Genomic DNA, 21,899 nt, shown 5'->3' on the forward strand with positions numbered 1-21,899 from the left:
GGAGCTTCATTCACTAGACGGTTTTCCGGCCCCGCGACCGAACCGCTGAAACACTTTTCTTTCCAGTTTGGCCGCGCAGTGTCCGAGGGCAGCCTTGATTTCCTTCTCGACCATGCGCGTGGAAATGCCGAAACGCTGGGAGATTTCCAGGTGCGGCGCTTCTTCCAGCCGTGCGGCGATGAAGATCCGGCGCCGCCGCGCTGGCAGTTCGTAGAGGGCGCTGAGCAGCGACTGGATTTCCTTTTGGCCGCCGACCACGCGCATCGGGTCCAGCGCTTCGTCGCTGACTTGCAGCAGTTCTTCGACTTCGCTGCCGGTGAGCAGCCGCGCATCAGCCTGGCGGCGGTCGGCGGCGATGTTCAGGGCCATGCGATAGAGGTAGGCGTTGGGCCGCAGCAGGTTCGGCGGCGCTTCCATGCGGTCGACCCGCAGGTAGGTTTCGTGCAGCACGTCGTTGGCCAGGTCCTCCGAGCCGAGACGGCGTCGCAGGCGCACCCGAAAGTCCTCGTAGGACGTCAGGAACAACTGGACCATCGAACTTTGTCCGGCGTCTTTCATCCCCCGGAAACTCCTTCCCATTGTGTGCATTCCATGCGCTTTCCTGACGATTCGGGTAACAACAGCAACGTGACTGGCTGGCGCAGTGCGCCGGGTGTGGGCCGGTCGATTTTGAGCGTGTGAAAACTGTCTACCAGCGCTGCATCGCGCCGAACATCGCCGGTCGAGGTGACCAACCGGTTGTGCTGCACCACGCCGTCGCGGCCGATCCACAGCTGCAACACCGCGCGAAAACTGCCGGGCCGGGTTAGCGGCGAGCGGCACAGGTTGCGTTCAATAGCGGCCTGCACCGCGGTGGCGTAACTGCGGTTGACGGCTGCGCTGGCGGGGGTCGGTTTCTCCGCCGGCATTGGTACTTCCTCGACTTGCGCAACCTGCAAGGTGAACGCGTCGTCGCGGCTGTACTTGGCCATCAAGCCGCTTCCGCCGAGCATCCGGCGCAACGCTTCGGCGGCGGTGAATTCGCCATCCACCGCCAACGAGCGGCGACCGCGACTCAACTGGCTGTCGACCAGCACCGCCATGCCGGTGGCGCGGCTGAACTGTTCGAGGGCGCGGGCCAGTTCCTGGGCCGGGATGTGCAAGGTCATGCGCATCGTCGCCGGCATCGGGTCGGCGCTGGCGCGGCTCAGAAACAAGCCGAGCAGCAGCCCCAGACAGAGCTGGCGCACGAGCGCTGAGCGCACAACATCCTCCCTGGCACGGCCTCGCTGCACGGCTGATGTATCCCTGAAAACCGTCATCCTGAGGGCTGTTTATGAATCTGGTGTGACGGCCACTGCAAAAAAACCATCACGGGATCGACGCCGCCGTTGCACTAGACTCTGGAGCTAGAGCGGCCCCTTCGGGCCGGCCAGGAGGCAGGCATGAAATCAGTCTGGAAAGTCGTCTTCGGCGGGTTATTGCTGACGGTGTTGGGCGGTGCGCACGCGGAGGAACCGCTGGGCTGTGTCGAGGTGACGGTGGGTGGCTACAAGGCGCCGAATTACGACTGCCTGAGCCAGCAGATGGGCAACAACCCCGACGGCGCGGCGGCTGCGCAGAAGAATCTGGAAGCGATGAATGTGCCGATCGACAAACGCCCGCCGAATCAGGTGGGGCTGGCGACGCCGGCGGCCACGGCTACGCGGATGGGCAACACGTTTGGCACGTCAGTGAAACCGCAGCGCCCACCGAACTAACTGATCGTTCCCACGCTCCTGCGTGGGAATGCAGCCCGTGACGCTCTGCGTCACTGGACGCGGAGCGTCCCCAGAGGCATTCCCACGCGGAGCATGGGAACGATCACCGTGTGGGGCGTGGGGAACGATCAGAATCACAGCGACCGCAGAACTGATCGTTCCCACGCTCCTGCGTGGGAATGCAGTCCGTGACGCTCTGCGTCACTGGACACGGAGCGTCCCCAGAGGCATTCCCACGCGGAGCATGGGAACGATCACCGTGTGGGGCGTGGGGAACGATCAGAATCACAGCGGCCGCAGAACTGATCGTTCCCACGCTCCTGCGTGGGAATGCAGCCCGTGACGCTCTGCGTCACTGGACGCGGAGCGTCCCCAGAGGCATTCCCACGCGGAGCATGGGAACGATCACTGTGTGGGGCGTGGGAATCGATCAGAATCACAGCGGCCGCAGAACTGATCGTTCCCACGCTCCCGCGTGGGAATGCAGTCCGTGACGCTCCGCGTCACTGGACGCGGAGCGTCCCCAGAGGCATTCCCACGCGGAGCATGGGAACGATCACCGTGTGGGGCGTGGGAATCGATCAGAATCACAGCGGCCGCAGAACTGATCGTTCCCACGCTCCTGCGTGGGAATGCAGTCCGTGACGCTCTGCGTCACTGGACGCGGAGCGTCCCCAGAGGCATTCCCACGCAGAGCATGGGAACGATCACCGTGTGGGGCGTGGGAATCGATCAGAATCACAGCGGCCGCAGAACTGATCGTTCCCACGCTCCTGCGTGGGAATGCAGCCCGTGACGCTCTGCGTCACTGGACGCGGAGCGTCCCCAGAGGCATTCCCACGCAGAGCATGGGAACGATCACTGTGTGGGGCGTGGGAATCGATCAGAATCACAGCGGCCGCAGAACTGATCGTTCCCACGCTCCCGCGTGGGAATGCAGCCCGTGACGCTCTGCGTCACTGGACGCGGAGCGTCCCCAGAGGCATTCCCACGCGGAGCATGGGAACGATCACCGTGTGGGGCGTGGGAAACGATCAGAATCACAGCGGCCGCAGAACTGATCGTTCCCACGCTCCTGCGTGGGAATGCAGCCCGTGACGCTCTGCGTCACTGGACGCGGAGCGTCCCCAGAGGCATTCCCACGCAGAGCATGGGAACGATCACTGTGTGGGGCGTGGGAATCGATCAGAATCACAGCGGCCGCAGAACTGATCGTTCCCACGCTCCTGCGTGGGAATGCAGCCCGTGACGCTCTGCGTCACTGGACGCGGAGCGTCCCCAGAGGCATTCCCACGCGGAGCATGGGAACGATCACTGTGTGGGGCGTGGGAGCGTGGGAACGATCGAGGTCTGGAGTTCAGTCGCTGGGAATCTGGCGGAAGCTCACCGCCAGGCGATTCCAGCTGTTGATGGTGCTGACGGCCATGGTCAGGTCCACCAGTTCGGTCTCGTTGAACTGTTCCCGCGCCTGCTGGTAAACATCGTCAGGCACCCGGCTGTCCGCCAGCAGCGTCACCGCCTCGGTCCAGGCCAGCGCCGCCCGCTCGCGCAGGCTGAAGAAGCCGCTGTCGCGCCAGACCGCGATGGCGTACAGCCGTCGATCCGTCTCCCCAGCCCGCCGCGCTTCCACCGAATGCATGTCGGTGCAGAATGCGCAGCCGTTGAGTTGCGAGGCGCGGATCTTGATCAGGTGCAGCAGCGGCGGTTCGATGCTCAGGTTGCTGGTCAGCGCTTCCAGGCCAATCATCGCTTTCATCGCTTTGGGCGATGCGCTGTAGTAATCCAGACGCGGGGACATGGGCGGGCCTCGGGCAGCAGAAGAGTGATTTCACGGTAAGCGCTGGTTGGGCAACGTTACAGCCCCAATTCCACGAAAAAATGGCAGACCACTGATTCAAGTAAAACAACATTCCTGTGGGAGCTGGCTTGCCAGCGATGGGGCAATCACATTCAACATAGATGTCAGCAGGTATACCGCCATCGCTGGCAAGCCAGCTCCCACAGGGCCCTATGCCAATTTGAGGGATTTGCACTACGCAACTTCTGCCGGTACCGCATTCGGGAGTAATCTGGCCGGCACACTCAATCGCCCGGAGCGCCCCGTCGGTATGGAACTGCATGTCGTGATCAATGGCCGCAAGGATCTGGCCGGTCAGTTGTACCAGCAACTGCGCGGCGCCATTGAATCCGGGCGTCTGGCCGCCGGCACCCAGTTACCGCCCAGCCGTTTGCTCGCCGAGCAACTGGGGATCTCGCGCAAGACCATTTCCGACACCTACGCGCAGCTCACTTACGAGAATTTCCTCACCGGCGTGATCGGCAAAGGCACTTACGTCAACGCGCGCCCGGCGACCATCGAGCGCAAGCAAAATCACAGTGACCTGGCGAGCGCCGAAGTGATCGAGAGCTGGCGCAATCTGCCGGTGTTCCTGCGCCACCCGACGCTCGAGGGCTCGCTGCGCTACGACTTCATCGGCGGCGCCACCAGCAAGGGCCAGTTTCCCCAGGATGACTGGCGCCGCTGCGTCGCTCACGCGCTGCGGCAGATGGCCAATTCCAAAGGTTTTTACAGCGTGCCGGAAGGCCTGCCGGCGCTGCGCAATGCGATTGCTCGGCACATCGCGTTTTCCCGTGGCGTGAACTGTCAGGACGAAGACATCGTGGTGTGCAACGGCGCGCAGCAGGCGCTGGATCTGATCACCCGCGTGTTGATTCGCCCCGGCAGTCTGGTGGCGATGGAAGATCCCGGCTACCCGCCGGCGCAGCTGCTGTTCGGCACTCACGGGGCGACGGTGGTCGGTGTGCCGGTGGATGCCGAGGGCATTCAGGTCGAGCGGATTCCCGAGGGCACGCGGCTGATTTACGTAACGCCGTCGCACCAGTTTCCGCTGGGGATGCCGATGAGTCAGGCGCGGCGCGAAGCCCTGCTTGAGCGGGCCCATGAGTTGGGCGCGATCATCATCGAGGACGACTATGACAGCGAGTTCCGCTACGAGGGCCGCCCGACCGATTCGCTGCACAAGCTCGATCAGCGCGGCATCGTCGCCTACGTCGGCACCTTCTCGAAAACCCTCTTGCCCGAGCTGCGCCTCGGCTACGCAATCCTGCCGCCGGCGATTCTCGAAGCGGTGATCCGCGCCAAGCAGCTCACCGATCTGCACGCCTCCACCCTGCCGCAATGGGCGCTGGCCAAGTTCATCGCCGAAGGCTGTCTGCTCAAGCACATCCGCCGCTGCCACACCATTTACGCCCAGCGCCGCGAGCGGATTCTGGCGCGCATGGCCACGGACCTTTCGCCGTGGCTGGAAGCCGTGCCACCCAGCGCGGGTTTTCACATGGCGGTGTTCTGCAAGGTGCCGATCGATTTGCCGCTGGTGATCGAACTGGCGAAAAAAGTCGAAGTCGGGCTGTATGCCATCGACGGCTTCTATTATCAGCAGCCGGCCAGAAGCGGGATGTACTTCGGTTTCGGTGCCATCGAGACGCTGGACATCGACATCGCGCTGGACCGCCTGCGCGACATTCTGCAACAGGTCGTTGATTAAATTGGCCTAAGCGATTAACCGCCGATTGGTTATTGGTGATCCGGGGGGGCAGGCCTATCCTGCACAAGCGTTATCCCTCAATGAGCAGGATTCGTCCGGCCTGATTCAGGAGTGTGAGCAATGTCCAACGAAGTGATCAACACCGTACAGGTGCAGGCTGCAGCCGGCCGATCGGAGGAGCTGGGCAAGCAGTTGCAGAAGATCGTCGAAACCCTGCGCCAGACGCCGGGCTGCGATTCCTACATGGTCGACCGCTGCCCCGAGGACAGCCACCGCTGGACAGTCAGCGCCCGCTGGCAGTCGGAAGCGGCGATGCAGGCGCATTTCAATCGCCCGGAAGCTCAGGGCTTCATCGACCTGATCGACAGTCGTCTGGCCAATAGCGTGGATTTCAACTCCTTTCCGATCGTTTGACCTTAAAGACCCCATCGCGAGCAGGCTCGCTCCCACATTTGAATACGGTTGAATGTGGGAGCGAGCCTGCTCGCGATGGCGTACTCAAAAGCGCTGATATCCCCCAGATTGGTCACCCAAACTTCCCGAACATTGGCCGTTTGAATACCCCGGCCCGCGGACTACTGTGATCACCGACTCCCCCACTTCATCAGGTGATCACCATGAAAATCCTGCGCTTGCTTGCCGCCCCGCTCGCCGCTCTGGCCCTCACCATCAGCGCTTCGGCACTGGCCCACGGCACCGATTCGCCGTCCGAGAAAATCTCGGTGCTGCAGGATCAGATGCTGAAAAACGTCCCGGGCAAAAAAGCCATGATGATCGAAGTCGATTACAAACCCGGCCAGTCCTCGATCGCCCACAAACACGACGGCACCGCCATGGCGTACGTGCTCGAAGGCGAGATCGTTTCCCAGGTCAAGGGTGAACAACCGATCACCTACAAGAAAGGCCAATACTGGTACGAGCCGGCCGGTTCCGAGCATTTGATCTCGAAAAATGCCAGCAAGAGCAAGCCGGCCAGGTTGCTGGTGTTCATGGTGCTCTCGCCTGATGACAAAGTTCTGATTCCGCTGAAAAACGACTGAGACAGCACGAAAATTCAGAAGGGCCAATTGAACAGGGCCCTTCTTGCTTTCCGCTGCTACTCATTGGAATAAGGTTGATGGCGAATTCGAAGATAGCCATTGCGCCACCTTTAAATTAACGACCTTGTCTACTGTCAAGTCTTACAGTAGACAGCAATAGTGAAAAGCTAAATGATCCTCAGGAAGTTCCAAATCAATGAGGATCTGAAAATGTCCGGCAACCGCTCTCCCGCACATCTGGATGAAACTTTCGGCGAGAGGGGGAAAGTGACCATTCACATACCCGGCCCCAATAGCGGGCTATCGAGAATTCAGGGATTGGTCACTGACTCAAAAGACCGAACACTGTTGGTCAGCAGCACTGCTGATAACTTTGTATTGGGTCGCATTGCAGCCGATGGCACCACCGATGAAAGCTACGCAAATCATGGATTTGTACTGGACAAATTTGCCAACGAAGGAAAATCATCAGGATTAAGTATCAGGCTGCTGGAAGATGAAAGCATATTGCTTCATGGCTCACATCAGAATGACGGCCAGGCGATGGCCGCCCTTGCCTGCTTCAACAACCACGGAAATTACAAAACTGAGTTTGGCAAGAGTGGGAAGATCGTTATCCCGCTCCCCGTCTCTCCTGCGACGTCATCCCTGCCCGCACCATCATCGGAAGGTGGACACTCTTCAAGTGCGCCTATCGTATTTCCTGACGGAAAAATACTGTTCATCCACAACAACTACCTCATTCAAATTTTAAGCTCTGGTCAACCCGACAATGATTTCAACAATGGCAAGCCCTACATTGATATCAGGCACCCGGATTACCCAGCAAACATTTACAAAATTATTAAAGTTTCCGACAACCTGATCGGCGTAGCAGGCAACGCAAACGTCGACAACAGATGGGTGGGGTTAGTGGCCATGTATACGGCAGCCGGAGAACAAGTACGTAACTTTGCAGACAATGGATATCTGCTGCTCAAGCACTTAAACTTCCCAAACAATATTGTTTCCATTGCAAAGTCAAACTCGGGAACACTGCTCATTGCCGGTCAAAAAATGGGTTTCCCCAATAAAGGTTACATTACGAGCGTCACTCACTCGGGAGACATTGCGCAAGACTTCAATGAAGGTAAACCTGTTCTCACTCCTAACGACGAAAGCAGAAGTCTCTCTTGGCACGATAGCTTGATCGACCAACAGGGCAGGATTATCGCTACCGGTAATTCGATGGAATCGGGGACAGCGCCATCCTACCTTCCACTTGCCCGAATCCTGCAGAATGGCAAACCTGATTTGAGCTTTAACAAGGAGGGGTTGTTTACGCTGGATGACGTCCAGCTTTCGGAGGCAATTGCAATCGACAGTCAGGAACGGCTTCTGGTAGGCGCCATCATCAAGGTAAACTCGGAACTGAAACCGGTATTGATGCGAATTCTGGCTTAAGTCATCAAACGATGAACGCCCCTATTACTGAGCATTAACAATTCAATAGAAAAACTCGTTCATTCATAAGTAAAAAGCTCAAATCAGGATTTGAGCTTTTTTTATTTCCCGTCGCAATTAGAAAACCAAGAACACGCCAAACAAGACTATTGCCCTGCCAAACTTCACCTGGATCCCCATTTAATATAATTTTTGTCGGGGTAACATGAATCAGTGGCCGACAGCACGGCTGCCCAGGATTTTCTACTCAAGTTGTCTCACGGGAGAAACACCATGAAACCTGTGTTCGCCAGCATCTTGACCATTTCACTGCTGACACTGACTGCCTGCTCGATCCCCACCGCGCCCAAAGCGGTATCGTCACTCGACACCCTGCTGCCTCACCCGGTTGGCCGCAGCAGCATGACCACTGTGAAGGCCGGCCCGGCCGTGTCACTTGGTGTGATTTACAGCCCAAGCACCCAGACCAACCGCGACTACCTGCGCAACTACCAGGCCAACGCCGGCACCGGTTTCGGCCAGAGCCTGCTGGTGCAGCCGATCCACGACGCCTACGTCGCCACCTCGCAACCGGACATGGCGGTGGATTGGGTGAAAGCCTCGCTGCAACGCCAGTTCGGTTCGGTCACGGTGTATCCGGACATGCAAAGCCTGCGCGCGGCCAACCCGGATGTGGTGGCGATCGTCGACACTCACAGCCAGTTGATTACTTCACGCAGTTCGGACGTCAAGGCGGATGTGAGTGCTGATTTTTATGACGGGAAGTTCAACTATATCGGCACGGCCAAAGGGACGGATGCCAGAGCGCTGAGTCCGTTATGGGCGGATTACAAGCGTTCGGAAGATATCGTGGCGGATATTAATGAACAGCAGAACGTGCAAGTTCGGGCGCTGCAGAAGTTTGACCAGTCGCTCGGTAATTTATTGACCAGATCGGCAGGTAATGTGTCGATGCTTGAGCGTAAACAAGTACTTAAATTGCAGTGACTCTAATACCGCTATCGCGAGCAGGCTCGCTCCCACAGGGAAATGCGTTCCAAGTGTGGGAGCGAGCTAGCTCCGGGCGGCGTTCCGACGAAAGGGCCGGAACAAACAACACGAATCCAACAGACATAAAAAAGCCCCCGCATCTCACAATGCAGGGGCTTTTTCATTCAACGGCTACTCAAGCAAGCTCAAGCTCCGCAGTTGCCGCAGCAGGCACAACTGCCTGACCGCTCAGCGCCACGTCGTTCAGCTCGCGGTTGGCCACCGCGTACATGGCGTAGTCGGTGCCGCTGGCGGCACGGATTTCCACCAGCATGGCGCGCCAGCGCTGGATCATCGCGTCGTGTTGCGCCATCCACAGCGCCAGACGCTCTTCCACGTCCAGGTTACCGCCGCCCGCTTGCAGAACGGCGATGGTGATCGCGCGTTGCTGCCAGTCGACGTCGTCGCGGAACGCTTCACGGGCCAGGGCCTGCCAGTTGTTTTCAACCGGCAAGGCGCTGATCTGCGAAATGTACCAGGTGATGTCCAGCGCGCTGCCCACGGCGAAGTACGCCTTGGCCACTTCGGCTGGATCCTGACCGGTGACGTCGGCGGCTTCGATGATCGGCAGCAGCGTGTAGAGGTGGGTAGTACCCGCCACCATACGCGCCAGCAGTTCCGGTACACCGGCGGCGACGTATGCCTGATAGCGCGCCTGCCAGTTTTCGCGGATTTCGCCGCTCAACAGTTCGTCCAGCTTCAGGCCCAGCTCTTTGAGGTGCGGACCGAAATGCGCGACGTCACGGGCAGCGTTCTGCTCGTTGCGGCGGGCACGCAGGAACCAGCGCGTGGCGCGACGGCCCAGACGCATCAGCTCGTCCATCAGCTCCAGTTGCACGTCAGCGCTGACCTGGTAGTCCAGCGCTTCGATCTGACGGAACCAGTGCGGGAGGTGGAAGATATCCCGAACAATCACATACGCGCCGGCAACATTCGCCGGGGTCATGCCGGTCGACTCTTTGAGTCGCTGAACGAAGGTGATGCCCATGTGGTTGACCAGATCGTTGGCGATCTGGGTGCTGACGATCTCGCGCTTCAGGCGGTGACGACGCATGGCTTCGGAGAACTTGCTGACCAGGGTCGGCGGGAACGCCGTTTCCATGTCGCGGGTCAGGTAATCGTCGTCCGGCACCAGGGAGCCCAGCAGCTGCTCCTTGAGGTCGATCTTGCTGTACGAGATCAGCACCGACAGCTCAGGACGGGTCAGACCATGGCCTTCAGCAACGCGTTCGGCCAGTTGCTCTTCGGTCGGCAGGAACTCGATGGCGCGATCCAGCTTGCCACGGCCTTCCAGGTCGCTCATCAGACGCTTGTACTCAGCGATGCGCGCGTAAGCACGGCGGGCCGCCAGGGACAGAGCCTGAGTCTGCTTGTAGTTGTTGCCCAGCACCAGACCACCGACTTCGTCGGTCATGCTCGCCAGCAACTGGTTGCGTTGCTTGTCGGTCATGTCGCCGGCCTGAACCACTTCGTTCAGCAGGATCTTGATGTTCACTTCGTGGTCGGAGCAGTCCACGCCACCGGCGTTGTCGATGAAGTCGGTGTTGGAACCGCCACCATTGAGACCGAATTCCACACGACCCAGTTGGGTCATGCCGAGGTTACCGCCCTCGCCCACCACTTTGCAGCGCAGTTCGTTGCCGTTCACGCGCAGCGCATCGTTGGCCTTGTCGCCGACATCGGCGTGGCTTTCGGTGCTGGCTTTGACGTAAGTACCGATACCGCCGTTCCACAGCAGATCCACCGGTGCCTTGAGCAAGGCATTCAGCAGTTCGGTCGGGGTCAGCTTGTCGGCCTGGATGTCGAAGCGCTCTTTCATCTGTGGCGAGATGGCGATGCTCTTCGCGCTGCGCGAGAAGATGCCGCCGCCTTCGGACATGATGCTGGTGTCGTAGTCGGACCAGGCCGAACGCGGCAGGTCGAACATGCGCTGACGCTCGACGAAGCTGGTGGCCGGATCCGGGTTCGGGTCGATGAAGATGTGCATGTGGTTGAACGCGGCAACCAGTTGCAGCTTGTCGGACATCAACAGGCCGTTACCGAACACGTCACCGGCCATGTCACCCACGCCGACCACCGTGATGCTGTCTTCCTGGACATTGATGCCGCGCTCGCGGAAGTGGCGCTGTACGCCAACCCACGCGCCCTTGGCGGTGATGCCCATTTTCTTGTGGTCGTAACCGGCCGAACCACCGGACGCGAACGCGTCACCCAGCCAGAAGCCGTAGTCGATGGCGATGCCGTTGGCGATGTCGGAGAAGGTTGCAGTGCCCTTGTCCGCCGCGACCACCAGGTACGGGTCATCGTCGTCATGACGCACGACGTTGGCCGGCGGTACCAGTTTGCCGTCCTTCAGGTTGTCGGTGATGTCCAACAGACCCGAGATGAAGATGCGGTAGCAGGCGATGCCCTCGGCCGCGATCTCGTCACGGCTGCCGCCCAGTGGCAGGCGACGCGGCAGGAAGCCGCCCTTCGCACCCACCGGCACGATGACCGAGTTCTTCACTTGCTGGGCTTTTACCAGACCGAGGACTTCGGTACGGAAGTCTTCTTCACGGTCGGACCAGCGCAGACCACCGCGAGCAACGTTGCCGAAGCGCAGGTGCACGCCTTCGACGCGTGGCGAGTAAACGAAGATTTCGAACTTCGGCACCGGTTTCGGCAGCTCAGGGATCAAGTGCGGGTTGAACTTGAAGCTGAAGTACGACTTGTTCTGGCCGTTGGCGTCGGTCTGGTAGAAGTTGGTGCGCAGGGTCGCTTTGATCAGGTCCAGGTAACGACGCAGGATGCGGTCTTCGTTGAGGACCTGAACGTCGTCCAGCGCGGTCAGGATCGCCTGTTCCAGACGTTGTTGCTTGTCGTCCAGATCATCGCTGCCGAGCTTGCGGGCCAGGTAGAAACGGGTCTTGAACAACCGGGTCAGTTCGCGAGCGATGTCGGTGTGGTTGTTCAGGGTGCTGGCGATGTAGCCGAGGTCGAAGCCCAGGCGGATCTGCTTCAGGTAACGAGCATAAGCACGCAGCAGGGCCACGTCGCGCCATGGCAGGCCGGCGGTCAGCACCAGACGGTTGAACGCATCGTTCTCGGCATCGCCACGGACGATGTGGACGAACGCGTCCTGCAGGGTGTCGTTGAGTTGCTGGATGTCCAGGTCCAGGCCTTCGGCGGCGGTGAACGCGAAGTCGTGAATCCAGAACTCGCGGCCGTTGGTGTGACGCAGACGGTACGGGAATTCACCGAGCACGCGCAGGCCGAGGTTTTCCAGGATCGGCAGTACGTCGGACAGGGCCAGCGGGGTATCGGCGTGATACAGCTTGCAGTGCAGCTCGCGCGGGCCGGAGGCCAGCGGCTGGTAGAAGCTCATGGCCAGCGGCTTCTTCTCGCTCAGATTGAGCAAGTGCTGCATGTCGACCACGGCCGAATGCGCAGCGAAACGCTCGCGGTAGCCGGCCGGGAAGCCTTTCGGGAAGTCGGCCAGCACGTTGGTGCCGTTGGCTTCGCCGAAGGTTTCGACGGTCAGGGCGGCGTAGTCGTCCTGCCAGCTGCGGCAGGCCTGGATCACTTCGTTTTCCAGTTGCAGCGGGTCGATGTCGATGCGGTTTTTCGGGTCGACGCGCAGGATCAGTTGCACGCGGGCCAGCACGGACTCGGAGAAGAACGTCCAGAATTCGCAGTCGGAGGCTTTCAGGCGCTCCATCAGCACTTGCTGGATCTTCTGGCGAACTTCGGTGGAGTAGATGTCACGCGGCACGTAGGCCAGGCAGTAGCAGAAACGACCGTACGGGTCTTTGCGCAGGAACACGCGGATCTTGTTGCGTTCCTGGATCTGCACGATCGACATCACGGTGCTGAACAGTTCGTCGACCGGAGTCTGGAACAGGTCGTCACGCGGCAGCACTTCCAGCACCTGTGCCAGTTCCTTGCCCAGGTGAGCCTTGGACTGGAAGCCGGAACGGCGCTCGATTTCCTCGACCTTGCGGCGGATGAAAGGAATCACACGTACGCTCTCGCCATACACCGACGAGGTGTACAGGCCCATGAAGCGGTGTTCCTTGATCACTTTGCCGTCGGCATCGATTTCGCGAATCGACACGTAGTCCGGGTAGGCCGGACGGTGCACGCGGCTCGGATGCGCGGCCTTGGCGAACGACAGCAGTGTCGCTTCGCGCAGGTAGTTCACGGCATAGTCTTCGATGTGGCGGTCTTCATTGGTCAGACCGGTACGCAGCATCTTGGTCAGGCCGAGGAAGGAGTTCTGGTCGTATTCGATGTGGCCGCCATCGGCCTGATCGACAACAGTGAATTCTTCGTAGCCGAGGAAGGTGAAGTGGTTGCCCACCAGCCATTCCAGGAAGCTCTTGATTTCGGTCTTCTCGTCGGCATCGACGGGGAATGCGCTGTTATCGAGCTTGGTGAGGATTTCCTGCACCTTGGCCTTCATCGGCTCGAAATCGGCGACCGCGACGCGGACTTCACCCAGGACCTGTTCCAGTTCCTTGGACAGCACATTCAATTCGGCCGCGTTGGCGCAGCGGTCGATTTCCAGGTACATCAGCGACTCGTGCAGCACGCCTTCGCCGGTGGTGCCTTTTGGCAGGATTTCCAGCAACTCGCCCTTGCTGCCACGACGCACGCTGAGCACGGTGGTCTGCAGGGTGTGGATGCTGTAGCCGCGACGGTTCAGCTCGGTACGCACCGAGTCCACCAGGAACGGCAAGTCATGGTGCAGCACTTCGACCGCGGTGTGGGTCGACTGCCAGCCGTGACGTTCGTAATCGGGGTTGTAGACGCGCACTTGCGGTTGCGCGTGATCGAAGCGCTCAAGCAGGCGCCACGCAGAAAGAGTACAGCCAGCGAGGTCGGAGAGGCGACGTTGGGTCAGCTCGTCCAGGGAAATGATGCCGAAGAATTGTTCAGCGAACAGCGCCACTTGTGGCAGTGCCTGTTCACTGATGTGCTGCGCCAGTGCCGCTTGCAGTTGGTGCTGGAAGTCGGCTTTGCTGGCTGCGGTGAAGAACGCCATCTGTGGTACTCCGCTTGGGCTTGTTATTGATGGAAAGCGTCGCGTGCAAAACCCCTTTCGGGGCGTTCCGTCGCCCTGTTCCTGATTCTCGGGCAGAGGAAACAGGGTGACAGGTGGGTGAAGCTGGACGAGACACTCAGGTCACATTCACCTTCCATGAATGGGCATCTGCAAAAACGACTGACCGGCGCCGCTCGCGGGGCCCTGGCAATGCCTTTACGGGTGCTCATCCGTTGCGCAGCTTAATGGGTGCGACAATGTGTCTGCTTGCGGTGCTGCGACATATTCGGTCATTGGCACGTAAACCAAGGCGTGCGCATCGGTAAACACTAGCATTCATGGGGCGAAACGCCGGTCTGAATCCCCGTTTTTACGGTACAGGCGTGCCAGGAATGACCATTGACCTGTGTCGCGTTCACGACACATGCTCTGACACTCTCACATGCAGAAATTCCCGGGGGCTGGCAGAATCGCGCCCAATTGCGACCAACACGCCCGCCGAGGCAGGAATTCCCCATGCAAATGACCACCGCCCTTTTGATCGTCAACCCGTGCGACGACGAAGAAGACAACATGGCCATGCTCTGCTGCCACAGCGACAAGGGTGAAATGTTTCTGATGAGCCGCTATCCGGACGAGGATGAGCTGGAGATCACCCTGGATGGCGAGCCGTCCACGCTCGATGGCGTCAAGGTCACCCTGACCAGGACACTGCTGAAGATCGAAATCGCCGCGGCGGATGCCGATGCGCTGAACGGGGATGATGTGCTGGAAATCACCTACAACCCGGACATGGTCGATCTGGCCGAGGTTGAGGAAACCCTGAAAAACATTCTTGATGGTACTGGCACCTATATCAGCCAGATTTGATGGCGTCTGCACTGCCCTCATCGCTGGCAAGCCAGCGATAGGGCCAGAACTGACTCCCCACCTTTCCCTGTCTACAAAATTCCAACATTTACCCCGGTCATTTTCCGCACTTTGCGCAAAATGCCGTTAGTCGCCACCCCCTGCGATGGATTAAAGTAACGCCCCCAGCCCCGGCGTTATCCGAACGCCTGTGGCCACCCTTTCCAGGAACAGTCATCGATGGAACATCGTGAAGCGCTGCTGGCGCTGCGAACCTTTCTTTCAACGCAGATTCTCGGCCAGGAAAAACTCATCGAGCGCTTGCTCATCGCCCTGCTCGCCGACGGCCACATGCTGGTCGAGGGCGCTCCGGGTCTGGCCAAGACCAAAGCGATCAAAGAGCTCGCCGAGGGCATCGAAGCCCAGTTCCATCGCATCCAGTTCACCCCGGACCTGCTGCCGGCCGACATCACCGGCACCGAGATCTATCGCCCGGAAACCGGCAGTTTCGTGTTTCAGCAAGGCCCGATCTTCCACAATCTGGTGCTGGCGGACGAAATCAACCGTGCCCCGGCCAAGGTGCAATCAGCTTTGCTCGAAGCCATGGCCGAACGTCAGGTCAGTGTCGGGCGCAGCACTTACGAGTTGTCGCCGCTGTTTCTGGTGATGGCCACGCAGAACCCGATCGAGCAGGAAGGCACCTACCCGCTGCCCGAAGCGCAGCTCGACCGCTTCCTGATGCACGTGAAAATGGGTTTCCCGGACGCGGCCGTCGAACGCCGGATCCTGCAACAGGCCCGGGGCGAAGCCCTCAACGGCGAAACCAAGCCCGAACGCCGGGTCAGCCAGCAGGCGATCTTCGCCGCGCGCAAGGAAATCCTCGGGCTGTACATGGCGGACGCCGTGGAGGAATACCTGGTGCAACTGGTCATGGCCACGCGCAACCCGGCCAAGTTCGACCCGGAAATGGCCGAGTGGATCGCCTACGGCGCCAGCCCCCGTGGCTCGATCGCCCTCGACCGCTGCGCCCGCGCCCACGCCTGGCTGGCCGGTCGCGACTTCGTCAGCCCGGAAGACATCCAAGCGGTGCTGTTCGACGTGTTGCGTCACCGCATCATTCTGTCGTTCGAGGCCGAAGCCGCCGGCATCGACCAGGATCGGGTGGTGCAACGGATTCTCGACGTCGTAGCCGTCGCTTGACCCCGATGAACGCCTCCCTGCCGTCCGAACCGGGCATCCGCATCAGCCTCGCCGAGCTGATCGAGATGCGTCACCGCGTGCGCGAAGTGCAGCTGTTTTCCACGCCGAGCCAGCGCAGCCCGCTGATCGGCCTGCATCACTCGAAATTCCGTGGTCGTGGCGTGGACTTCGATCAGGTGCGGGTCTATCAGGCCGGCGACGACGTGCGCACCATCGACTGGCGCGTGACGGCACGGACGCAGGAACCGCACACCAAACTGTTCCATGAAGAACGCGAACGGCCGATTTTCATCATGGTCGAGCAAAGCACGCGGCTGTTTTTCGGCTCCGGGCTGATGTTCAAGTCGGTTCTGGCGGCGCAGGCTGCGGCGCTGATCGGCTGGGCTGCACTGGGTCATAACGATCGGGTTGGCGGGCTGGTGTTCGGCGACAACGAGCACTACGAAATCAAACCGCGCCGCAGCAAGCAGAGCCTGTTGCAACTGCTCAACCGGCTGGTGAAGGTCAATCAGTCGCTGCACAGCGAGCGGGAGCCGGATCGCGATGCGTTTGGCGTGGCGTTGCGCCGGGCCCGCGAGGTGCTGCGACCAGGCAGTCTGGTGATCGTGATCTGTGACGAGCGCGCACTGTCCGACAGCGCCGAGCAACAGTTGAGCCTGCTGTCGCGCCATTGCGACCTTTTGATGCTGCCGCTTTCCGATCCGCTGGACCACGCCCTGCCCGCCGCCGGGCTGCTGAGATTCGCCGAACGCGGTGCGCAACTGGAACTCGACACGCTGAATTTCGACCTGCGCCAGACCTACCGCGCCCAGGCCGAAGCGCGGATCGCTCGCTGGGAACTGCTCGCGCAGAAGCTGCGCGTGCTGCTGATGCCGCTGAGCACCCAGAGCGAAATGGTCGAGCAAATGCGCGAGTTTCTTAACCCGCAACGCCCGGGGAAAGGTCGATGAACGGCCTCGAACAACTGCAACCGCTGATCTCCCCGCCACCGATCGCCTTCTGGCCACCGGCGCCGGGCTGGTGGCTGCTGCTTTTGCTGCTGCCGGTGATCGGCTTTGCGGTCTGGCGTCTGCGGCGTTTCATTCCGATCAAGAAGAAACCGGTCGTGCGCGCCGAACTGCCGCTCGATCCGGTGCGCATCGCTGCACTCGCCGAACTGGCGCAGATGCCCAAACCCTACGACGGCGCCCCGGCCGGAGCCTGGCTGCAGCAGCTCAACGGCCTGCTCAAGCGCCTGTGCCGCAACCATTACCCCTACAGCCAGAGCCATACCCTCAACGGGCGCAAATGGCTGGCGTTTCTCGACAACCGTTGCCCCGCCGCCGGCCTGACCCGCTGGATGGTGCTCGTCGAAGGCGCCTACAAACCCGAGTGCAAACTCGACGACAAAGCCATCGCCGGCCTGACCCAGGCAGTCGACACCTGGATCCGCAAACATGTTTGAGTTCGCCTGGCCGTGGATCTTTCTGCTGTTGCCGCTGCCGTGGCTGATGCGCCTCGTGCTGCCGGTGGCCGACAGCGGCGAGCCGGCGCTGAAAGTGAGTTTCCTGGGCGACCTCGAAGGTCTCGCCCGCCGTCGCGCCCGCGCCAACCTGCCGGCCTGGCGCCAGCAGGCGCCGTTTCTGTTGTTGTGGCTGATGTTGCTGACCGCTGCTGCCCGCCCGCAATGGCTCGGCGAACCGCTGCCGATTGCCGCCAGCGGCCGTGATCTGCTGGTGGCCGTGGACGTGTCCGGCTCGATGGATTTCCCGGACATGCAATGGAACGACGAAGACGTCAGTCGTCTGTCGCTGGTTCAGCATTTGCTCGGTGATTTTCTCGAAAGCCGCGATGGCGACCGCGTCGGTCTGATCCTGTTTGGCAGCCAGGCTTATCTGCAAGCACCCCTGACGTTTGACCGGCGCACCGTTCGAGTCTGGCTCGATGAAGCGCGGATCGGCATTGCCGGCAAGAACACCGCGATTGGTGACGCCATCGGCCTGGCCCTAAAGCGCCTGCGCATGCGTCCGGCCCAGAGCCGGGTGCTGATTCTGGTCACCGACGGCGCCAACAATGGGGGCGAAATCGATCCGCTGACCGCCGCAAAACTGGCCGCCAGCGAAGGCGTGAAAATCTACCCGATCGGCATCGGCGCCGATCCTGAAGAAAGCGGCGCCACGGCGTTGCTCGGCGGCAACCCGACCCTCGATCTCGACGAACCGGCGCTCAAGGCCATCGCCGAGGTCACCGGCGGGCGCTATTTCCGTGCCCGCGATGGCAGGGAGCTGCAAGCGATCAAGGACACCCTCGACCAGCTCGAACCGGTGACTCAGCAACCGACCCAGGCCCGCCCGGCACAGGCGTTGTATCAGTGGCCGCTGGCATTCGCGCTGCTGCTGAGCATTCTGCTGGTGGCCCGCGTGTTGTGGCCGGACAACCCGCTGCAACGGCTGTTTACCAAGGAGCTGTATCTGCAAAGCCCTCTGCCTGACTGGCGCGAGCGCCTCAAGCGCCTGCGTTTGCGGAGGCGTCGATGATCGCCCTCTGGCCGCACTGGTTCCGCCCCTGGTGGCTGTTGCTGCTGCCGGTGCTCGGCTGGCTGATCTGGCAGCTCTGGCACCGGCAGAAACGCGCCGGTCGCTGGCAGATGATTCTGCCGCCGGCCTTCCACGCCACGTTGCTCAGTGGCGGCAGCGGTCGCGACAGCAAGTTGCCTTGGGTCGCCCTGAGCGTGGCCTGGCTGCTGACGATTCTGGCGTTGCTCGGGCCGAGCTGGGAACGGGTCGAACAGACCAGCCAGAAACCCGCCGACCCGTTGGTGGTGGTGTTGGAACTGACCCCGGAAATGCTCGCCACCGATTCGCCGCCGACGCGACTGGAACAGGCCCGGCGCAAGCTGTTCGACCTGTTGCAGGTGCGCAGCGATGCCCAGACCGCCATCGTCGTTTACGCCGGCAGCGCCCATACGCTGGTGCCGCTGTCGGATGACCTGGCGACCAGCCGCAACCTGCTCGACGCGCTCAAGCCTTCCCTGATGCCGGAAAGCGGTCATCGCGCCGATCTGGCGGTGAGCAAGGCGCTGGCGCTGCTCAAGCAGGGTGCGTTGGGTCAGGGGCGGATTCTGCTGATTGGCTCTTCGCTGTCGGAAGAAGAACGCCAAGGTATTCGCAATGCACTCAGTGGCCAATCGGCGCAATTGTTGATGCTCGGTGTCGGCACCGCCGAGGGCGCGCCGATTGCTCAGGAAGACGGCAGTTTCCTCAAGGATGCCCAGGGCGCAATCCGCGTGCCGCAACTCGACAGCCCGGGCCTCGGCGCATTTCTCAACGCGGTCGGCGGCGAGTACCGCAGCGCACGGCTGGATGAATCCGATCTGGGCGACCTCGGCCTGCTCGATGGCCCGCGCAGCCTGCGCAGCGATGGCCAGACCGTTCGACTCGACACCTGGGCCGATCAGGGTTACTGGCTGCTGTTGCCGCTGTTGTTGCTTGCCGCGTGCGCCGGGCGGCGTGGCTGGCTGTTCTGCCTGCCGTTGCTGCTGGCATTGCCGCAACCGAGCTACGCCTTCGACTTCGAAGACCTGTGGCTGCGTCCCGATCAGCAAGGCCTGCACCTGCTCAAACAGAAGCGCCCGGCCGAGGCAGCGAAGCATTTCGAAGATCCGCAATGGCAAGGGGTGGCGTTGTACGAGGCCGGCGACTACAGTGGCGCCGCTCAGCGTTTCGCCGAGGGCAATGACGCCCACGCCCACTACAATCGTGGCAATGCCCTGGCCAGAAGCGGCGAGCTGGAAGCGGCGCTGGACGCCTATGAACAGGCCCTGGAACGCCAGCCGGATCTGCGCCCGGCGCTGACCAACAAGGCGCTGGTGGAAAACCTGCTGAAACAGAAAAACGCCCCGCCGCCGGCCGAACCGCAAGACAAACCGGCGCAGCCAAACCTACCGGGCGATGAACCACCGCCAACGACCGCTCCGCCGCCAGCGGTCAAAAGCGAAACCCAGAGCGAGCCGCAGACCGGCGAATCCGCCAGCGAACCGCCGCCGACCACCCCGCCGCTGCCGGGTGCCAACGAGCTGCCGGACAGCGAACCGGGCAAGGAACAGAACAACCCGCCGCTGCTGCGCCCCAATGAGGACACCCTCGAAGGCGAGCAACAGCAGGCGCTGGAACAATGGCTCGGCAAGATCCCGGATGATCCGGGCGAACTGCTGCGACGCAAATTCTGGTACGAACAGCAACAACATCAGGATCAGGAAAACATTCGATGACCCGTTTCACCGCTCTCTTGCTGCCCCTGCTGATCTGCACGGCCACCGCCCAGGCGGCCGAGCTGACCGCCAGTGTGGATCGCAGTCGCCTGAACTCCGGCGAGACGGTCGAACTCACCCTCGAATCCAACGATGTCACGCAGTTCGGCAAACCGGACCTGAGCCCGCTGGAGCCGCTGTTCGAAGTGCGCGGCACGCGTCAGGTCAACCAGTTGAACACCCTCAACGAAGACAACCGCGCCACCACTCGCTGGATCATCACCCTGCTGCCGAAGCAGAACGGCAGCGTTGAAATCCCGCCGCTGAAACTGGGCGACGTCGAGAGCCAGCCGATCACCGTACAAGTGATCGAGAGCGACACCCGCGAAGAAAACAATGCCCGCGAACCAGTGTTCATCGAAGCCAGCCTCGACCAAACCAGTGTGTATGTGCAGGCTCAGGCCATCCTGACGTTGCGCATCTACCATTCAGTGTCGCTGTACGACGACAGCAGCCTGACGCCGTTGCAGATCGCCGACGCGCGCATCGAGCAACTGGGCGACATGCGCACCTACGAAAAAGACATCAACGGTGTGCGCCATGGCGTGATCGAGATGCGCTACGCGATCTATCCGCAGCACAGCGGGTTGCTGAGCATCGCTCCGCAGACCTTCAGCGCCACTCTGGTCGATACCCAACCCTCACAGGACGCCACGGCGCAGGGGCCGAAGCCGGGCAAACTGATGCACATCAGCTCCGCCGCAACTTCGCTAACGGTCAAACCCAAACCGATGACCTACCCCAGCGATGCGCCGTGGCTGCCGGCCCGCAGCCTGAGCCTGAGCGAAAGCTGGAACCCGGAGCCGGAACACACTCAGGTCGGCGACTCCCTGACCCGCAGCCTGACCCTCAAGGTCGAAGGCTTGGCCAGTTCACAACTGCCCGCCCTGCCCGCCACCGAAGCCAACGGCCTGCGCCGCTACCCGGATCAACCGGTGCTGAACAACCAGAGCAGCGACCGCGGCCTGATCGGCAGCCGCGAAGAACGTGAAGCGCTGGTGCCGAGCCGCAGTGGCTCGATCGAGTTGCCAACGGTGGACGTGGTCTGGTGGAACACCTTCGAAGATCACCTGGAACACACCAGCCTGCCGGCGCGCACCCTGCAAGTGGCGAACAACCCAAGCCTGCAAGTCGACACCCCGGCGGGCAACGCGCAACCACTCAGCGCGGCCGACAGCGAAGCCTTGTGGTGGTGGAAACTCAGCACCTTCGTTTTCGCCTGCACCACCCTGCTCGGCTTCGGCCTCTGGTGGCGTGCCCGCTGGCAACCCGCAATCCTGCGCGCCGCACAAACCGGCCCGAGCCCGCGCACCCTGCTCGACGACATCAAACGCGCCAGCCAGGCCAACGACCCCCACGCCACCCGCCAGGCCCTCGACGCCTGGGCCCGCCAGCAGCCGGAAACCCTGGCGGACATGGCGGCGCGGTTTGTGCCGCTGTCGGATGCGCTCGATGGTTTGAACGGCGCGCTGTACAGCGAGACGGGGCAGCATTGGCAGGGTGAGGATCTGTGGCGAGCGATCCGGACGATTCCGACGGCGGAGCGGGTGCAGGATCCGGTTGGGGATAGTGGGTTGCCGCCGCTTTATCCGAAGTAGGGTCGTCCCCGGCTTCCCACATATACAGCCTCAAAAAGGGGACGACCACTAAAGGGGACACCCATTAGCCGGTCTCAAGTCAAGGTTAAAAGCTACCGCGCCCTGCAGTTTCAACTGCAGGGATTGCTCTCCAATTCAACCTGAT

Annotated in this window: 17 protein-coding genes; 13 read left to right on the forward strand and 4 right to left on the reverse strand. The window is 61.3% G+C overall.

Features of this window, described 5'->3' with window-relative positions; genetic code table 11:
• Positions 1-6 precede the first annotated feature (6 nt).
• Together ACEN93_RS04250 and ACEN93_RS04255 are read right to left on the reverse strand one after the other, a co-directional pair.
• Complete coding sequence (locus ACEN93_RS04250; RefSeq protein WP_011334580.1) at positions 7-558, reverse strand: RNA polymerase sigma factor; 552 nt, start codon at positions 556-558, stop codon at positions 7-9.
• Positions 555-1,301 carry an STN domain-containing protein gene (locus ACEN93_RS04255; RefSeq protein WP_495611110.1) on the reverse strand — a complete coding sequence of 249 codons (747 nt, stop codon included), beginning with the start codon at positions 1,299-1,301 and terminating at the stop codon, positions 555-557. Before ACEN93_RS04255 ends, ACEN93_RS04250 begins: the two co-directional genes overlap by 4 nt.
• A 123-nt stretch (positions 1,302-1,424) precedes the next feature.
• Between ACEN93_RS04255 and ACEN93_RS04260 the strand changes: the two genes are divergently transcribed.
• Entirely contained in the window at positions 1,425-1,739 is a 315-nt protein-coding gene (locus ACEN93_RS04260) for a hypothetical protein (protein WP_039773268.1), read from the forward strand.
• Positions 1,740-3,096: 1,357 nt separating this feature from the next.
• Here the strand turns inward: ACEN93_RS04260 and ACEN93_RS04265 are convergent.
• Entirely contained in the window at positions 3,097-3,537 is a 441-nt protein-coding gene (locus tag ACEN93_RS04265; RefSeq protein WP_039773270.1) for a carboxymuconolactone decarboxylase family protein, read from the reverse strand.
• Positions 3,538-3,847: 310 nt separating this feature from the next.
• On the opposite strand from ACEN93_RS04265, the gene pdxR reads away from it, so the two are divergent.
• The 5 genes from pdxR (at position 3,848) to ACEN93_RS04290 (ending at position 8,754) form a co-directional block, all read left to right on the forward strand.
• Positions 3,848-5,284, forward strand: coding sequence for a MocR-like pyridoxine biosynthesis transcription factor PdxR (gene pdxR, locus ACEN93_RS04270; RefSeq protein WP_495611111.1), 1,437 nt, complete (start codon positions 3,848-3,850; stop codon positions 5,282-5,284).
• 120 nt (positions 5,285-5,404) lie between these two features.
• Entirely contained in the window at positions 5,405-5,698 is a 294-nt protein-coding gene (locus tag ACEN93_RS04275; protein ID WP_039773274.1) for a putative quinol monooxygenase, read from the forward strand.
• A 203-nt stretch (positions 5,699-5,901) separates the two neighbouring features.
• Positions 5,902-6,324, forward strand: coding sequence for a cupin domain-containing protein (locus ACEN93_RS04280; RefSeq protein WP_103387187.1), 423 nt, complete (start codon positions 5,902-5,904; stop codon positions 6,322-6,324).
• A gap of 210 nt (positions 6,325-6,534) precedes the next feature.
• Positions 6,535-7,767, forward strand: coding sequence for a hypothetical protein (locus ACEN93_RS04285; protein ID WP_134333943.1), 1,233 nt, complete (start codon positions 6,535-6,537; stop codon positions 7,765-7,767).
• A gap of 273 nt (positions 7,768-8,040) precedes the next feature.
• Positions 8,041-8,754 carry a hypothetical protein gene (locus ACEN93_RS04290; RefSeq protein WP_039773280.1) on the forward strand — a complete coding sequence of 238 codons (714 nt, stop codon included), beginning with the start codon at positions 8,041-8,043 and terminating at the stop codon, positions 8,752-8,754.
• 178 nt (positions 8,755-8,932) lie between these two features.
• Here ACEN93_RS04290 and ACEN93_RS04295 read toward each other — a convergent pair whose 3' ends face one another.
• Complete coding sequence (locus ACEN93_RS04295) at positions 8,933-13,819, reverse strand: NAD-glutamate dehydrogenase (RefSeq protein WP_490841958.1); 4,887 nt, start codon at positions 13,817-13,819, stop codon at positions 8,933-8,935.
• Between the two features lie 516 nt (positions 13,820-14,335).
• Between ACEN93_RS04295 and ACEN93_RS04300 the strand changes: the two genes are divergently transcribed.
• The 7 genes from ACEN93_RS04300 to ACEN93_RS04330 all read left to right on the forward strand — a co-directional run bounded on the left by ACEN93_RS04300 (position 14,336) and on the right by ACEN93_RS04330 (position 21,754).
• On the forward strand, positions 14,336-14,689 hold the full coding sequence (locus ACEN93_RS04300) for a hypothetical protein (protein ID WP_074688549.1): 354 nt from the start codon (positions 14,336-14,338) through the stop codon (positions 14,687-14,689).
• A 219-nt stretch (positions 14,690-14,908) separates the two neighbouring features.
• Positions 14,909-15,868: an AAA family ATPase gene (locus ACEN93_RS04305; RefSeq protein WP_011334589.1), complete on the forward strand. Its 960-nt coding sequence runs from the start codon at positions 14,909-14,911 to the stop codon at positions 15,866-15,868.
• Positions 15,869-15,873: 5 nt separating this feature from the next.
• Entirely contained in the window at positions 15,874-16,818 is a 945-nt protein-coding gene (locus ACEN93_RS04310) for a DUF58 domain-containing protein (RefSeq protein WP_007959332.1), read from the forward strand.
• Positions 16,815-17,312: a DUF4381 domain-containing protein gene (locus ACEN93_RS04315; protein WP_039766825.1), complete on the forward strand. Its 498-nt coding sequence runs from the start codon at positions 16,815-16,817 to the stop codon at positions 17,310-17,312. The genes ACEN93_RS04310 and ACEN93_RS04315 overlap by 4 nt, the downstream gene beginning before the upstream one ends.
• Positions 17,305-18,384: a vWA domain-containing protein gene (locus ACEN93_RS04320; RefSeq protein ID WP_085610528.1), complete on the forward strand. Its 1,080-nt coding sequence runs from the start codon at positions 17,305-17,307 to the stop codon at positions 18,382-18,384. The genes ACEN93_RS04315 and ACEN93_RS04320 overlap by 8 nt, the downstream gene beginning before the upstream one ends.
• Positions 18,381-20,117, forward strand: a complete 1,737-nt coding sequence (locus ACEN93_RS04325; RefSeq protein ID WP_495611112.1) for a vWA domain-containing protein — start codon at positions 18,381-18,383, stop codon at positions 20,115-20,117. Before ACEN93_RS04320 ends, ACEN93_RS04325 begins: the two co-directional genes overlap by 4 nt.
• A complete protein-coding gene (locus tag ACEN93_RS04330) occupies positions 20,114-21,754 on the forward strand; it encodes a BatD family protein (protein WP_495611113.1) in 1,641 nt (546 codons plus the stop codon). The genes ACEN93_RS04325 and ACEN93_RS04330 overlap by 4 nt, the downstream gene beginning before the upstream one ends.
• Positions 21,755-21,899: the final 145 nt, after the last annotated feature.

It is taken from the genome of Pseudomonas sp. Pseusp21, assembly GCF_059492145.1.

Excerpts from the sequence above, each read along its gene's own strand:
- ACEN93_RS04250 (WP_011334580.1), bottom strand. The coding sequence starts at position 558 with ATGAAAGACGCCGGACAAAGTTCGATGGTCCAGTTGTTCCTGACGTCC.
- ACEN93_RS04255 (WP_495611110.1), bottom strand. The coding sequence starts at position 1,301 with ATGACGGTTTTCAGGGATACATCAGCCGTGCAGCGAGGCCGTGCCAGG.
- ACEN93_RS04260 (WP_039773268.1), top strand. The coding sequence starts at position 1,425 with ATGAAATCAGTCTGGAAAGTCGTCTTCGGCGGGTTATTGCTGACGGTG.
- ACEN93_RS04265 (WP_039773270.1), bottom strand. The coding sequence starts at position 3,537 with ATGTCCCCGCGTCTGGATTACTACAGCGCATCGCCCAAAGCGATGAAA.
- pdxR (WP_495611111.1), top strand. The coding sequence starts at position 3,848 with ATGGAACTGCATGTCGTGATCAATGGCCGCAAGGATCTGGCCGGTCAG.
- ACEN93_RS04275 (WP_039773274.1), top strand. The coding sequence starts at position 5,405 with ATGTCCAACGAAGTGATCAACACCGTACAGGTGCAGGCTGCAGCCGGC.
- ACEN93_RS04280 (WP_103387187.1), top strand. The coding sequence starts at position 5,902 with ATGAAAATCCTGCGCTTGCTTGCCGCCCCGCTCGCCGCTCTGGCCCTC.
- ACEN93_RS04285 (WP_134333943.1), top strand. The coding sequence starts at position 6,535 with ATGTCCGGCAACCGCTCTCCCGCACATCTGGATGAAACTTTCGGCGAG.
- ACEN93_RS04290 (WP_039773280.1), top strand. The coding sequence starts at position 8,041 with ATGAAACCTGTGTTCGCCAGCATCTTGACCATTTCACTGCTGACACTG.
- ACEN93_RS04295 (WP_490841958.1), bottom strand. The coding sequence starts at position 13,819 with ATGGCGTTCTTCACCGCAGCCAGCAAAGCCGACTTCCAGCACCAACTG.
- ACEN93_RS04300 (WP_074688549.1), top strand. The coding sequence starts at position 14,336 with ATGCAAATGACCACCGCCCTTTTGATCGTCAACCCGTGCGACGACGAA.
- ACEN93_RS04305 (WP_011334589.1), top strand. The coding sequence starts at position 14,909 with ATGGAACATCGTGAAGCGCTGCTGGCGCTGCGAACCTTTCTTTCAACG.
- ACEN93_RS04310 (WP_007959332.1), top strand. The coding sequence starts at position 15,874 with ATGAACGCCTCCCTGCCGTCCGAACCGGGCATCCGCATCAGCCTCGCC.
- ACEN93_RS04315 (WP_039766825.1), top strand. The coding sequence starts at position 16,815 with ATGAACGGCCTCGAACAACTGCAACCGCTGATCTCCCCGCCACCGATC.
- ACEN93_RS04320 (WP_085610528.1), top strand. The coding sequence starts at position 17,305 with ATGTTTGAGTTCGCCTGGCCGTGGATCTTTCTGCTGTTGCCGCTGCCG.
- ACEN93_RS04325 (WP_495611112.1), top strand. The coding sequence starts at position 18,381 with ATGATCGCCCTCTGGCCGCACTGGTTCCGCCCCTGGTGGCTGTTGCTG.
- ACEN93_RS04330 (WP_495611113.1), top strand. The coding sequence starts at position 20,114 with ATGACCCGTTTCACCGCTCTCTTGCTGCCCCTGCTGATCTGCACGGCC.